Raw genomic sequence first — 13,207 nt, forward strand, 5'->3', positions numbered from 1 at the left:
GCGCCCGAGCCGGTGGCAGGGCCCCGTCGCTAGACTTGCCGCATGAGCGAACCCTCGATCTTCACGCGCATCCACAACGGGGAGATCCCGTCCGAGATCATCGCAGAGACCGAGAACGCGTTCGCGATCCGCGACATCCACCCGCAGGCGCCCGTGCACCTGCTGGTGATCCCCAAGAGCGAGGACTACCGGAACGTCGTCGAGCTCGCCGCCGGCGACCCCGACCTGATGGCGGAACTCGTGGGCCTGGCCAACAAGCTCGCCGCCGAACACGCGGACGGCGACTTCCGGCTGGTCTTCAACACCGGCCCCAACGCGGGCCAGACCGTCTTCCACGTGCACGCCCACGTGCTCGCGGGAGGCCTCGAAGAGAAGAGCGTAGGTGCCTGACCAACCTGCTGATCACGACGCGCGCGAGCGCGCCACCACCGTCGAACGCGTCTGGGCCGATGGCGTGGCCATGGTCCAGCTGCTCGGCCCGCAGGACCGCCTGCTCCGCGTGGTCGAGCGGGAGCACCCCGATGTCGACGTGCACGTGCGCGGCAACGAGATCACCCTGACCGGCGAGGCCGGAGCGGTCGCCGCGGCGCGCTCCCTCGTCGACGAGCTGCTCACGATGACCAAGGCCGGCCACGCGCTGGGCGAGGAGGACGTCGCTTCGTCGAACCGCATCCTGCGCACCGAGGGCGGGCCGCGTCCGTCGGAGGTGCTCGGAGAGGCGATCCTGTCGTCGCGCGGCAAGATCATCCGGCCCAAGACGCTCGGCCAGAAGGCCTACGTCGACGCGATCGACGAGCACACGATCGTGTTCGGCATCGGCCCCGCCGGCACCGGCAAGACGTATCTCGCCATGGCGAAGGCCGTCCAGGCTCTGCAGCGCAAAGAGGTGAGCCGCATCATCCTCACGCGCCCGGCCGTCGAGGCGGGGGAGCGCCTGGGATTCCTCCCGGGAACGCTGACCGACAAGATCGACCCCTACCTGCGCCCGCTGTACGACGCGCTCAACGAGATGATGGACCCCGAGCTGGTGCCCAAGCTCATGGCGACGGGCACGATCGAGGTCGCGCCGCTGGCGTACATGCGCGGCCGCACGCTGAACGACTCCTTCGTCGTGCTCGACGAGGCGCAGAACACCACGCCCGAGCAGATGAAGATGTTCCTGACCCGCCTCGGGTTCGGAACGCGCATGGTCGTCACCGGCGACATCACGCAGATCGACCTGCCGCAGGGCGCCTCCGGCCTGCGGCTGGTGACGCGGGTGCTGAACGAGGTGGACGACATCCACTTCTCGTACCTCACCAGCCAGGACGTGGTGCGTCACACGCTCGTCGGCCGCATCGTCGACGCCTACAGCGAGTACGACGAGCGCCGGCTCGCCGCGCGGAGGGAGCGCGACGAAGCATCCGAGTTCGCCAATCGCGCGGAGCGCCGGGCCGCGACGGTCCGCCACGGCGGACCGCGCGACCACCTTCCGAAGCGAGGACGCGCATGACCATCGAGATCGGCAACGAGTCCGGCATCGCCGTCGACGAGACCGTGCTGCTGCGGCTCATGGAGCACCACCTCGCGGAGCTGCACGTCAGCCCCGACGCCGACATCGCGATCCTCCTCGTGGACGAGGGTGCGATGGAGGCCCTGCACGTGCAGTGGATGGACGAGCCCGGCCCGACCGACGTGCTGAGCTTCCCGATGGACGAGCTGCGCCCCGGCACCGAGGACGCGCCCACGCCGCCGGGGCTCCTCGGCGACATCGTGCTCTGCCCGCAGGTCGCCGAGACGCAGGCCGTCGCGGCGAAGCACTCGACCCTCGACGAGCTCATCCTCCTCACCACGCACGGCCTGCTCCACCTCCTCGGCTTCGACCACGCCGAGCCGGAGGAGGAGCGCGAGATGTTCGGACTGCAGCGCGAGCTGATCGCGGCGTTCCAGGCGTCCGAGCGTCGACGACCGCGCACATGACCGCCGCTCTCCTCCTCGCCGCCGCGGTCCTGCTCCTCGGGTTCGGCGCGCTGATGGTCGCGATCGACGCCGCGCTCGGCGTGACCTCGCGCGCCGACCTCGCCGAGCTGGGCGCCGAGGGTCGCAACGCGGACGCCCTGCGGCGCATCGCCGCCGATCCGGACGCGCACGCGAACGCCGTCGTGTTCATCCGCGTCCTCGCCGAGACCACGGCCGCAGTCCTCGTGACGGTCGCCTTCATCCTGCTGTTCGACGACACCTGGTGGGCGATGCTCGCCGCGGCGCTGCTGATGACGGGCGTGTCCTACGTCGTGGTTGGGGCGAGCCCCCGCACCGTGGGCCGCCTTCACGCGAAGGGCCTGCTGCGCGGTGCGGCGCCGATCATCCGCGGCGTCCGCGTCATCCTCGGCCCCCTCGCCCATGGGCTGGTCGCCCTCGGCACGCGCATCACCCCGGGCGCCTCGCGCGGCTCGTCGTTCGCGTCGGAGGAGCAGCTGCTCAGCATCATCGACGAGGCGGCCGAGAACGAGCTCATCGAGCAGGACGACCGCGAGCTGATCCACTCGGTGTTCGACTTCACCGACACGTTCGTGCGCGCGGTGATGGTGCCACGGACCGACATGGTCACGGTGGATGCCTCGACCTCGACCCGCGAGGCCATGACGGTCTTCCTCGAGAAGGGCGTCTCGCGTGTGCCGATCGTGGACGACGAGGCCGACGACGTGGTCGGAGTGCTGTACCTCAAGGACCTGGTGCAGTTCGCCTTCCGCGACGAGGTGGGCTGGCGCGACGCCCCCATCAGCCGCATCGCCCGCCCCGCCGTGTTCGTGCCGGAGTCGATGAAGGCCGAGACGCTGCTGCAGCAGATGAAGCGCGACGCCGTGCACGTGTGCCTCGTCGTCGACGAGTACGGCGGCGTCTCAGGACTCGTGACGCTCGAGGACCTCATCGAGGAGCTCGTCGGCGACATAGCCGATGAGTACGACCCGCGCGCCACGGAGGTCACCGAGCTCGAGCCCGGTCACTACCGCGTCAGCGCACGGCTCGGGCTCGACGAGGTCGGCGACCTGTTCGGCATGGAGCTCGAGGACGAGGACGTCGACTCCATCGGCGGACTTCTCGGGAAGGCGCTCGGCCGCGTTCCCCAGCCGGGCGCGACGGCGGAGTACGCCGGCCTCGTGCTCACCGGCGGCGCCTCGCGCGGCCGCGGCCGCGGCATCTCGACGGTCTTCGTCGAGCGCGGCGAGACGCCGCCCGACTCCTCGCGTCAGCCGCGGACCGGCGAGAACCGCACGGTCGGCACGCGCACCGGCGAGATCCGCACCGTGAGCCCCCGCAGCGGAGAGGTCCGCCTGCCGAGGAAGGAAGACACGCCATGACCGATTCCGACACCGGCCGGGACCCCGAGGCCGCTCCTGCCACCGAACCCACGGCTTCTCCCGCGCCCGTCGACGGGCGCTCGGGCTTCGTGACCTTCGTCGGCCGCCCGAACGTCGGCAAGTCCACGCTCACCAACGCCCTCGTGGGCGAGAAGGTCGCCATCACGAGCGACAAGCCGCAGACGACGCGGCGCGCGATCCGCGGCATCCTCAACCGGCCCGGCGGCCAGCTGGTCATCGTGGACACCCCCGGGCTCCACAAGCCGCGCACGCTGCTGGGCCAGCGGCTCAACGACCTCGTCGAGCAGGTGCTCGGCGATGTCGACGTCATCGGCTTCTGCGTCCCGGCCACCGAGAAGGTCGGCCCCGGCGACCGCCGCATCGCGGAGTCGCTGGGCGGCTACGGCAGGGCGAAGAAGGTCGCGATCGTCACGAAGACCGACGCGGCGACCCGGGACCAGATCACCGAGCGTCTGATCGAGGTCGACCAGCTGCGCGAGGACTGGGCCGCCGTCATCCCGCTCTCGGCGCTCACCCGAGACCAGCTGGACGTGCTGAGCGACGAGCTCCTCTCGCTGATGCCCGAGGGGCCGGCGCTGTACCCCGACGACGTCGTGACCGACGAGTCCACCGAGGACCGGGTCGCCGAGATCATCCGCGAGGCTGCGCTGGACGGCGTGCGCGACGAGCTGCCGCACTCGATCGCCGTCGTCGTGCAGGAGATCGCGGCCCGCGAGGACTCCGACATCACCGACGTCTTCGCCGACATCGTCGTCGAACGCGACAGCCAGAAGGGCATCATCATCGGGCACAAGGGCTCCCGGCTGCGCGATGTCGGCGCCCGCGCACGCGCGCAGATCGAGCCGCTGCTGGGCACCAAGGTGTTCCTCAAGCTGCACGTGCGCATCGCGAAGGAGTGGCAGCGCGACCCCAAGCAGCTCGGTCGTCTCGGCTTCTGAGCCGCCCCTGACTCCGGAAGGATGCCGCGCCCCGGCCGTGCACTCGCCGCCGGGTCAGCCGCCGCTCTCGCGCAGCGCGGATCGGATGAGCACGACGTCCTCGCCGAACTCGCGATCGGCGGCGTCCTGCCAGGTGCCGTCGTCCCAGACGACGTCGACCCAGAGCCGCCCGTCCTGGGGGTATGAGCTCAGATACGACGAGCCGAGGCGATCGGGCAGCTCCTCCTGGATGCGCGCGAGCGTCTGCTCGTCGCCCGCACCGGGCTCACCGCCGGTGGGGTCCTCGGGGGCCATCGGGTCGTAGAGGGCCAGCATGACGGGCGGCTGCGTGACGGTGAACGACTCGCCGTCGAAGGTGCCCTGCAGCGCGTACGCGCCCCACGTCACGTCACCCGACGACTCGGCACCCTCGACGCCCTCCCACGTCCAGTCCTCGAGCGGGATGCCGGAGCACTGCGGGGGGTACGACTCGGCCACCGGCCCGAGGCAGAGTTCCGCGACGCCGCCGGTGTCCAGCACCGTCCCCACCGCCGTCACCTCGCCCTCGGGCGGCACCGGCGTGACGGCGCCGAGCGACGGGGGAGAGGGCGTTCCTGACGGCGCCGCACCCGCGCAGCCGGCGAGGGCGAGCGCGGTGACGGCGACGATGGCGAGGCGCAGCGGACGACGAAGACCTGTCATGTCCTTTTGGTGTCGCCCGCGCGCCGATCGTCTCAGAAGCGGATGCCGCGGCATCCGGCGGTCGTCACGCGTTCGCCCTGTCTCGCGACGGGGTGTAGCCTGGTGCCATGCGCTTCCGCGGGCTTCTCCTTCTTAGCCGCCGCGACGAGACCTCGATCTAGGGCCTTCCTCGTCGCGGAGCTTTCGTTGGCCCGCATCATCAGGCATCGAGCCGGTCCGATCCGGTGACCGCTCGAGAACAGACGGAAGCGACGAATCATGGAGAACACCCAGAAGCCCTCGGGCATGCCGATCCACAAGTATCGGCCCTTCCACGAGCAGATCCGGGTGGATCTGCCCGACCGCACCTGGCCCGACCAGCGGATCACCGCCGCGCCGCGGTGGTGCGCCGTGGACCTGCGCGACGGCAACCAGGCGCTCATCGACCCGATGAGCCCCGAGCGCAAGCGCATCATGTTCGAGCTCCTGGTGCGGATGGGGTACAAGGAGATCGAGGTCGGCTTCCCGTCGGCGAGCCAGACCGACTTCGACTTCGTGCGCCAGCTCATCGAAGAGGACCTCATCCCCGACGACGTGACGATCCAGGTCCTGACGCAGGCCCGCGAGCATCTGATCGAGCGCACCTACGAGTCGATCGCCGGCGCCAAGCAGGCCATCGTGCACCTGTACAACTCCACGAGTGTGCTGCAGCGCGAGGTCGTGTTCCGCACCGACCGCCAGGGCATCGTCGACATCGCCCTCGAAGGCGCACGGCTGTGCCGCGAGTTCGAGAAGCGCATCCCCGAGACCCAGGTGTTCTACGAGTACTCGCCCGAGAGCTACACCGGCACCGAGCTCGAGTTCGCACTCGACGTCTGCAACCGGGTGATCGAGATCTTCGAGCCGACCCCGGAGCGCAAGGTCATCATCAACCTCCCCGCCACGGTCGAGATGGCCACGCCGAACGTCTACGCCGACTCGATCGAGTGGATGAGCCGGCGCCTGGCGCATCGCGAGAACGTGATCCTGTCGCTGCACCCGCACAACGACCGCGGCACCGCGATCGCCGCCGCCGAGCTCGGCTATATGGCCGGCGCGGATCGCATCGAGGGATGCCTGTTCGGCAACGGGGAGCGCACGGGGAACGTCGACCTGGTGGCGCTCGGCATCAACCTGCTCACGCAGGGCATCGACCCGCAGATCGACTTCAGCGACGTCGACCAGGTCAAGCGGACCGTCGAGTACTGCAACCAGCTGCCCGTCCACGAGCGCAGCCCGTGGGCCGGCGACCTCGTGTTCACCGCGTTCAGCGGTTCGCACCAGGACGCCATCAAGAAGGGCTTCGAGGCGATGGAGGCCCGCGCCGCGGCGGCCGGGGTGACTGTCGACGACATCGACTGGGCAGTTCCGTACCTGCCGATCGACCCCAAGGACCTGGGACGCTCGTACGAGGCGGTCATCCGGGTCAACTCGCAGTCGGGCAAGGGCGGCGTGGCCTACCTGCTGAAGACCGACCACTCGCTCGATCTGCCCCGCCGGCTGCAGATCGACTTCTCGGGCGTCGTGCAGGCCAAGACCGACGCCGAGGGCGGCGAGGTCACGAGCGAGCAGATCTGGAAGATCTTCACCGACGAGTACCTGCCTTCCGACAACGCCGACGAGCGCTGGGGCCGGTTCGAGCTGCTGGCGACGAGCACGCGCAGCGACCTGTCGGGCGATGTCTCGCTCGACATCACGCTGCGCGACGGCGACGAGCGGTTCGAGGCATCCGGGCGCGGCAACGGTCCCGTCGCGGCGTTCCTCGAGATCATCCGCGCGCAGGGATTCGACGTGACGCTCTACGACTACGTCGAGCACGCCCTGAGCGCAGGCGGCGACGCGCAGGCCGCCGCGTACATCGAACTGCAGGTCGATGGCGAGCGCCTGTGGGGCGTCGGCATCGACTCCGATATCTCGACCGCGTCGCTGAAGGCGATCGTGTCGGGCGTGAACCGCGCCATCCGCACGCGGCAGCGCTCCGGGGCCCTCGCGGGCGTCTGAGCGCGAACCGTCGACGGGCGTGCGCGGGTGATCCCCGCGCGCGCCCGTCGGTGTGTGGTGGGCGTCGTCAGGGCTTGACGATGGGGATCGTCGACGTCTCCACGGCCACCTTGCGGCGGTAGAGGGCTCGCTGCTCGGGCAGCGAGATGTCGAAGATCACCGCGAGAAGGCGGATCACCGCCGTGACGAGGATGCCGATCGCCGACGCCGCGACGACGTTCAGCCCGAGCTGCTGCGAGATCGCCAGCACGAGGCATCCGGCACCGGCGGCGACCGCGTAGAGCGAGCCGACGTGCATGATGGCGACCGGAAGCCCCATGATCATGTCGCGCAGGATGCCGCCCCCCACGGCGGCGCAGACGCCGACGAACACGGCGGGCACCGCGGGGAGACCGAGGGCCAGCGCCTTGCTGGTGCCGAAAGCGCCGAACATGCCGATGACCACGGCGTCGAGGCCGACGATGAGGGCGTTGAGGCGCTGGAAGACGCCGGCGAGGAGCATCCCGAACAGCGCCGCGCCGGTCGCGGTCAGCAGGTACCAGTTGCTCTGCAGCGTGGTCGGCGCGACGTTCAGGAGCAGGTCGCGGATGAGGCCGCCGCCCATGCCCACCACGACGCCGATGATGGCGACGCCGAGCAGATCGAGTCGGCGCTGGCCCCGGAAGCCGGAGGCGAACAGGGCGCCCTGCACCCCTCCGAGGGCCACGGCGGTGAGATCCGCCCACAGCGGGATGATGAAGACCGGCTCGTTCACAGGACCATTGTCGCGTCCGCGCGGCCCGGGCTGCGCAGCGCGCCCGCAGGAGGACTCACGGGATGTGGGTGCGCACCGCCTGCAGGAAGCCGTCGACGTCGTCGGCCCAGAGCCGCACGGCGTCGATCTCGACGTCTCGATCCGACACGCGTGCGAGGACCGGTCGCTCGAGCACGACCAGGATGTTGGTCTCGTTGGCCATGCGCAGGGACAGCGTGCGGCCGTGCTGCTCGTCGCGCAGCTTCGGCGCCTTCTCGACGACGTCGTGCGATCTCTCGACCGATGCGACGACCTCCCACGGCAGGTCGATGTCGACGTCCGCGCCGGCACGTGCGCGGATACCGGCGGCTCCGACGGCGTGCGGACGGGTGAGGTAGCTGAGCGCGAGACCGATCATCCAGGTCAGGCCCCAGATGCCCGCGACGAGCAGCGGGATACGCACCCACGGCCAGGGATGCACGATCAGGTCGATGATCGGGATCTCGACCGCCGACAGCACGATGAACACCATGAGGATCGTCATGACGGGTGCGTGGTAGGCGAAGGCCGTCGCCCCGGCCGGAACGCGCGGACGCCGGAAGATCCAGCGGTAGAGGCTCTGCCACACGCCGATCTCGGCGCGCCAGGCGAGCCGTGCGAGCCGCAGCACGCGGCCGCGCGCACGGACCTCGGTGCCGCTGTCCGTGGAGAGATTCATGCCGAGTCCGCCCGACGCTTCTCGCGCGCCTCGTGCTCGGCGACGAGTGACTGCAGCCTGGCGAGGACGTGCTCCAGCACCCGGCCCGCCGCCGTCACGGACTCCTCGTCGAGGCCCTCGACGAGGCCTGCGCCGAGCACCTCGTGCTCGGCATCCATCCGCCGCATGGCGGACCGTCCGCGGTCGGTCAGCGTCACGAGCACGGCGCGGCGATCGGCGGGATGCGGCTGCCGGTGCGCGAACCCGGTCGCTTCGAGCGCGTCGACGAGCGTCGTCACATGACGCGGCGTCACACCGAGCGCTTCCGCGAGCTGGGCCTGCGTCGCCGGACCTCGGTGGTGCAGCAGCCACAGCAGATGGGTGCGGGGCTGGGTGAGACCACGTCGCTCGAGCTCGCGGCGCTGGTCGTCCTCCAGCACGACGGAGATCGCAAGGAGGGTGTCCAATATGTGAGTCCCCGACATAGTGAACAATGTACACGGTTATTCCGATGCGCTGGCCGCCCGCCCGCCGCGCCGCCGCCCGATCCCGCACGCGCGCGGGGATAATCGAGGGGTGCCCACCTACCGCGACGAAGTCGTGGTCCTGCGCACCCACAAGCTGGGTGAGGCCGACAGGATCCTGACGATGCTCAGCCGCCGTCACGGCAAGCTGCGCGCGGTCGCGAAAGGCGTGCGGCGCACGTCGTCGCGCTTCGGCGCGCGGCTCGAGCCGTTCATGGTCGCCGACGTGCAGCTCTACCAGGGCCGCTCGCTCGACATCGTGCAGCAGGCCGAGTCGCTCGGCTCCTACGGCGCCGACATCGCCGCGCACTACGACCGCTACACCTCCGCGCACGCGATGGTGGAGGCGGCCGATCGCCTGAACGAGGCCGAGGCCACGCCCCAGCAGTACCTGCTCCTGGTGGGCGGGCTGCGCGCGCTGTCGCGCGGGGAGCACGCCTCGCGCAGCGTGCTGGACTCCTACCTGCTGCGGGCCATGGCGCTGTCGGGCTGGGCGCCCGGGCTCGGGGAGTGCGCCCGCTGCGGACGCATCGGGCCCCACGACACCTTCGTCGCCCAGCAGGGCGGGATCGTGTGCCGCGACTGCGCGCCCACGGGCGCGGCGCGCGTCGACCCCGCCACCGTCTCGCTGCTGCAGTCGCTCATGGCCGGCGAGTGGGACGTGGTGGATGCCGCGTCCCCTGGCGCGACCGCGGCCGCCTCGGGCCTCATCGCGGCCTATGCGCAGTGGCACCTCGAGCGCGGCATCCGCTCGCTCTCCCACGTCTCGTCACCCTCGCAGGAAGGCCGCCGGTGACCCCCAAGCCCTACACCCACCGCGACGCGGTTCCGTACCGGCCGCTCGACTGGACCGGAGTGCACCCGCCGGAGTACCCGAAGGGAGCAGTGCCGAACCACATCGCCATCGTCATGGACGGAAACGGGCGCTGGGCGAATCGTCGCGGGCTCACTCGGATCGAGGGACACAAAGCGGGGGAGGCGGCGCTGCTCGACGTCGTCGCGGGCGCGATCCAGGCAGGCGTCAAGCACCTGTCGGTGTACGCGTTCTCGACGGAGAACTGGTCGCGCTCGCCCGAGGAGGTGCGGTTCCTCATGGGCTACAACCGCGACGTGCTGCACCGCCGGCGCGACCAGCTGAACGAGTGGGGCGTGCGCATCCAGTGGGCGGGACGCAAGCCGCGACTGTGGTCGAGCGTCATCAAGGAGCTGCAGTTCGCCGAGCGGCTGACGGCGGGCAACGACGTGCTGACCCTCACGATGTGCGTCAACTACGGCGGCCGCATCGAGCTCGTCGACGCGATGCGCTCGATCGCCGACGACGTGGCCGCGGGACGCCTCCGGCCCTCGGCCGTGTCGGAGAAGCTGATCCAGCGGCGGCTCTACCGCCCGGACATGCCCGACGTCGACCTCTTCCTCCGCTCCAGCGGCGAGCAGCGCACGTCGAACTTCCTGCTCTGGGAGTCCGCCTACGCCGAGTTCGTCTTCCTCGACACGCTGTGGCCGGACTTCAGTCGCACGGACCTGTGGCACGGCATCGACGTCTACCTCGGGCGCGATCGCCGCTTCGGCGGCGCGGTGGACGCGCCGGACGCCTCGACCGGCTGACCGGCCGCGCCTCGGCCGGGGTATCCACGGCGCCCGCGCGCGCTCATCATTGACGTGAGCCGCATGCGCGGCCGGTCGGAGGTGCATCGTGGCGCTGTCGAGACCGAGGGCGGGTGCCACCGCCCTGTGCGTCGTCCTGCTGCTCGGCCTCGCCGGGTGCGGAACGCCCGTGAGCCCCGGCGACGCCGGGGCGACGATGAGCGCGAGCCCGTCACCCGACCGCTCGGACCACGGGACCGACGCCGACGGTGAGGACGTTGGCGGGACCGACTCCGACGGGGGCGGCTCCGACGGGGGCGAGGATCCCGCACAGGACCGCGTCCGGACCGGACCCGTCGCGCAGTACGGGGGACCGGCGTACGGCGACCAGGGCGTCGCCGAGGTCATCGCGGCCGGTGTCTGGTGCAAGACCATCGCCGTCTTCTGGGGCGGCGGCGAGCCGATCCCCGAAGGAGTGCGCTTCACGTTCGACGGCGCGGTGACCGATCGGCCGGGACTGCAGGTGGAGGGCGAGGCCTGCGGCTCCCGCGGGGCCGACCGCTCCTGCCTCGGACTGACTGTCGCCGCCAACGAGTCGGGGATCTTCTGCGGTCTCCTCCTGCGCCCGTCCGCCGACTTCCAAGACGGCACGCTGATCTCGTTCGTCGGCACGCTCGAATGCCCGAGCGCGGAGATCTGCGACGCGGTCGCGGCCCGCGCGGTCGACCCCGGCCCGCCGATCGTCGTCACCGACCCCGAGGCGGACGGCGGCGACGCGCCGATCGACGGCGAGGAGGAGTCCGACGAGCAGGCGCCGGGCGAACAGCAGCCGTCCGAAGACCCCGACCAGCCACCGGCCGACGAGCAGCCCGGGGAGGAGCCTTGAGCGCCTGGCGGGTACGCCCGGCGGCCCCCACGCCCGGGGCAGCACCGGCCGAGCAGGCCGCCGTCGACGCCGAGCCCGTCCCGAAGGGCGCCGTTCAGGTGGAACCAGGCCTCGGCTTCGAGAAGTGGATGGGGTTCCTCTCGTCCTTCGTCGCGCCCCTCACCCTCGTCACGGCGCTGCTGTTCTACTTCGGATACGTCTCGACGCGGGAGTTCTTCCGCTACTTCGGCGTCGACGTCGACATCATCGGACTCAGCACCCAGGAGTTCGTCATGCGCAGCCCGGGGGCCCTGTTCATCCCGGTCATGGTGCTCCTGCTCCTGGCGGCCGCGGGGATCGTGGGGCACCGCGCGCTGCGACGCCGGCTCGGCGAGCGGCCCGATGCGGTGCGGCGCCGCGTGGTGGGCGTGATCGCCTGGACGGGGATCGCGTTCCTCCTGGCCGGCCTGGCGTGCGCGTTCCTCGTGCCGTTCTTCCCCGCCTGGGCGTGGGGGCAGCTGCTCACGCCGCTGTCGCTGGCGATCGGCGCAGGACTGGCCGCCTATGCCGCCTCCACCGCACGCGCCTTCGGAGGCGCGACCGTGAGCCGCGCGGTGGTGGTCCTCCTCGTCCTCGTCATGGTCGCGGGCACGTTCTGGTCGACCGCCACCATCGCCCAGTGGTGGGGACGCGGGCAGGCGCGCTCGCTCGCCGCCGACCTCACGACCCTTCCCGCCGTGGTGCTCGACACGACCGAGCGACTGTACCCGGGCAACGACGACATCGCGTTCCAGCAGCTCGGTGCGCAGGCGCCGGCCAACGGTGAGGGGCTCACGCCGCCGGCCTTCGCCTATCGCTACTTCGGACTCCGGCTGCTCGCCCAGGGCGGTGGCAGGCTCTACCTCGTCCCTGATGCCTGGTCGCCGGACGCGTCCACGATCGTGGTGCCGTACGACGACGTCCGCGTGAGATTCCGGTTCGTGCCCGACGCCGATCCGCCGACCTCCTGACGGACGCGTCGCGCAGACCCATGCGACGGAATAGATGAGCATCCGCGCGCGGTTGTCCCTCAGCATGACGGAAGCGATCAAGATCGACGTGTGGAGTGACATCGCCTGCCCCTGGTGCTACATCGGCAAGCGCAACCTGGAGAACGGGCTGGCCGCGGCATCCGCCGACGAGGACGCGCCCGCTGTGGAGGTCACGTTCCACTCGTTCGAGCTGTCGCCGGACACCCCCGTCGACTTCGAGGGCGGAGAGGCGGACTACCTCGCCACCCACAAGGGCATCTCGTCGGCGCAGGCGCAGCAGATGCTCGAGCGCGTCACCGGCGTCGCCAACGAGGCGGGTCTGGCGTACCGGTTCGATCTGCTCAAGCACACCAACACCGTCAAGGCGCACGAGCTGCTGCACTTCGCGAAGGAGCACGGTCGTCAGCCCGAGCTCGCCGAACGCCTCATGTCGGCCTACTTCACCGAGGGACGGCACCTGGGCCGCGAGGACGAGCTGGTCTCGCTGGCGGCAGATGCCGGACTCGACGCCGAGGCGGCCCGTGAGGCGCTCGTCAGCGGCCGGTACCTCAGCGCGGTGCGCGCCGACCAGGCGCAGGCCGCCGCGTACGGCATCAACGGAGTGCCGTTCTTCGTGATCGACGGCAAGTACGGCGTCTCGGGCGCGCAGCCGGCCGAGGCGTTCGCGCAGATCGTGCGCCAGGTGTGGGCGGAGCACCACGAGCCCGCCGACGTCGACGCCTGACCCGCACCCGCCCAGGGCCCGTCGCGATCCGCGGCGGGCCCGTCCCGTGGCC

15 protein-coding genes are annotated in these 13,207 nt (G+C 70.9%); 11 read left to right on the plus strand and 4 right to left on the minus strand.

The features are described from left to right. Positions 1 to 42 precede the first annotated feature (42 nt). The 5 genes from V6R91_RS22195 (at position 43) to era (ending at position 4,297) form a co-directional block, all read left to right on the plus strand. Complete coding sequence (locus V6R91_RS22195; protein ID WP_336397080.1) at positions 43 to 390, plus strand: HIT domain-containing protein; 348 nt, start codon at positions 43 to 45, stop codon at positions 388 to 390. Between the two features lie 70 nt (positions 391 to 460). Next, positions 461 to 1,492, plus strand: a complete 1,032-nt coding sequence (locus V6R91_RS22200) for a PhoH family protein (protein ID WP_336397138.1) — start codon at positions 461 to 463, stop codon at positions 1,490 to 1,492. Continuing rightward, positions 1,489 to 1,959 (plus strand): rRNA maturation RNase YbeY, encoded by a 471-nt coding sequence (gene ybeY / locus V6R91_RS22205; RefSeq protein WP_336397081.1) that lies wholly within the window; start codon positions 1,489 to 1,491, stop codon positions 1,957 to 1,959. The genes V6R91_RS22200 and ybeY overlap by 4 nt, the downstream gene beginning before the upstream one ends. Further along, positions 1,956 to 3,338, plus strand: a complete 1,383-nt coding sequence (locus V6R91_RS22210; protein ID WP_336397082.1) for a hemolysin family protein — start codon at positions 1,956 to 1,958, stop codon at positions 3,336 to 3,338. The genes ybeY and V6R91_RS22210 overlap by 4 nt, the downstream gene beginning before the upstream one ends. Next, positions 3,335 to 4,297 (plus strand): GTPase Era, encoded by a 963-nt coding sequence (gene era, locus V6R91_RS22215; RefSeq protein WP_336397083.1) that lies wholly within the window; start codon positions 3,335 to 3,337, stop codon positions 4,295 to 4,297. The genes V6R91_RS22210 and era overlap by 4 nt, the downstream gene beginning before the upstream one ends. A gap of 54 nt (positions 4,298 to 4,351) precedes the next feature. Here era and V6R91_RS22220 read toward each other — a convergent pair whose 3' ends face one another. Further along, positions 4,352 to 4,978 carry a hypothetical protein gene (locus V6R91_RS22220; RefSeq protein ID WP_336397084.1) on the minus strand — a complete coding sequence of 209 codons (627 nt, stop codon included), beginning with the start codon at positions 4,976 to 4,978 and terminating at the stop codon, positions 4,352 to 4,354. A 258-nt stretch (positions 4,979 to 5,236) separates the two neighbouring features. On the opposite strand from V6R91_RS22220, the gene leuA reads away from it, so the two are divergent. After that, positions 5,237 to 6,997, plus strand: coding sequence for a 2-isopropylmalate synthase (gene leuA, locus V6R91_RS22225; protein WP_336397085.1), 1,761 nt, complete (start codon positions 5,237 to 5,239; stop codon positions 6,995 to 6,997). 67 nt (positions 6,998 to 7,064) lie between these two features. On the opposite strand, the gene V6R91_RS22230 is transcribed toward leuA, so the two are convergent. Genes V6R91_RS22230 through V6R91_RS22240 form a run of 3 tightly spaced genes read right to left on the minus strand, consistent with a single transcriptional unit; the run spans position 7,065 to position 8,912 of the window. Then, positions 7,065 to 7,751, minus strand: a complete 687-nt coding sequence (locus V6R91_RS22230) for a trimeric intracellular cation channel family protein (protein ID WP_336397086.1) — start codon at positions 7,749 to 7,751, stop codon at positions 7,065 to 7,067. 55 nt (positions 7,752 to 7,806) lie between these two features. Continuing rightward, positions 7,807 to 8,448, minus strand: coding sequence for a hypothetical protein (locus V6R91_RS22235; RefSeq protein ID WP_336397087.1), 642 nt, complete (start codon positions 8,446 to 8,448; stop codon positions 7,807 to 7,809). Then, complete coding sequence (locus tag V6R91_RS22240) at positions 8,445 to 8,912, minus strand: MarR family winged helix-turn-helix transcriptional regulator (protein WP_336397088.1); 468 nt, start codon at positions 8,910 to 8,912, stop codon at positions 8,445 to 8,447. The genes V6R91_RS22235 and V6R91_RS22240 overlap by 4 nt, the downstream gene beginning before the upstream one ends. Before the next feature lie 91 nt (positions 8,913 to 9,003). Between V6R91_RS22240 and recO the strand changes: the two genes are divergently transcribed. From recO to V6R91_RS22265, 5 genes are all read left to right on the plus strand, one after another. Continuing rightward, positions 9,004 to 9,747: a DNA repair protein RecO gene (recO, locus tag V6R91_RS22245; protein WP_336397089.1), complete on the plus strand. Its 744-nt coding sequence runs from the start codon at positions 9,004 to 9,006 to the stop codon at positions 9,745 to 9,747. Beyond that, positions 9,744 to 10,556 carry an isoprenyl transferase gene (locus V6R91_RS22250; RefSeq protein ID WP_336397090.1) on the plus strand — a complete coding sequence of 271 codons (813 nt, stop codon included), beginning with the start codon at positions 9,744 to 9,746 and terminating at the stop codon, positions 10,554 to 10,556. Before recO ends, V6R91_RS22250 begins: the two co-directional genes overlap by 4 nt. Before the next feature lie 88 nt (positions 10,557 to 10,644). Continuing rightward, a complete protein-coding gene (locus V6R91_RS22255; protein ID WP_336397091.1) occupies positions 10,645 to 11,421 on the plus strand; it encodes a hypothetical protein in 777 nt (258 codons plus the stop codon). After that, entirely contained in the window at positions 11,418 to 12,410 is a 993-nt protein-coding gene (locus V6R91_RS22260; protein WP_336397092.1) for a hypothetical protein, read from the plus strand. The genes V6R91_RS22255 and V6R91_RS22260 overlap by 4 nt, the downstream gene beginning before the upstream one ends. A 64-nt stretch (positions 12,411 to 12,474) precedes the next feature. Then, positions 12,475 to 13,155, plus strand: coding sequence for a DsbA family oxidoreductase (locus V6R91_RS22265; protein WP_336397093.1), 681 nt, complete (start codon positions 12,475 to 12,477; stop codon positions 13,153 to 13,155). The last annotated feature ends 52 nt before the right edge of the window (positions 13,156 to 13,207 follow it).

It is taken from the genome of Microbacterium sp. CCNWLW41 (assembly GCF_037083505.1).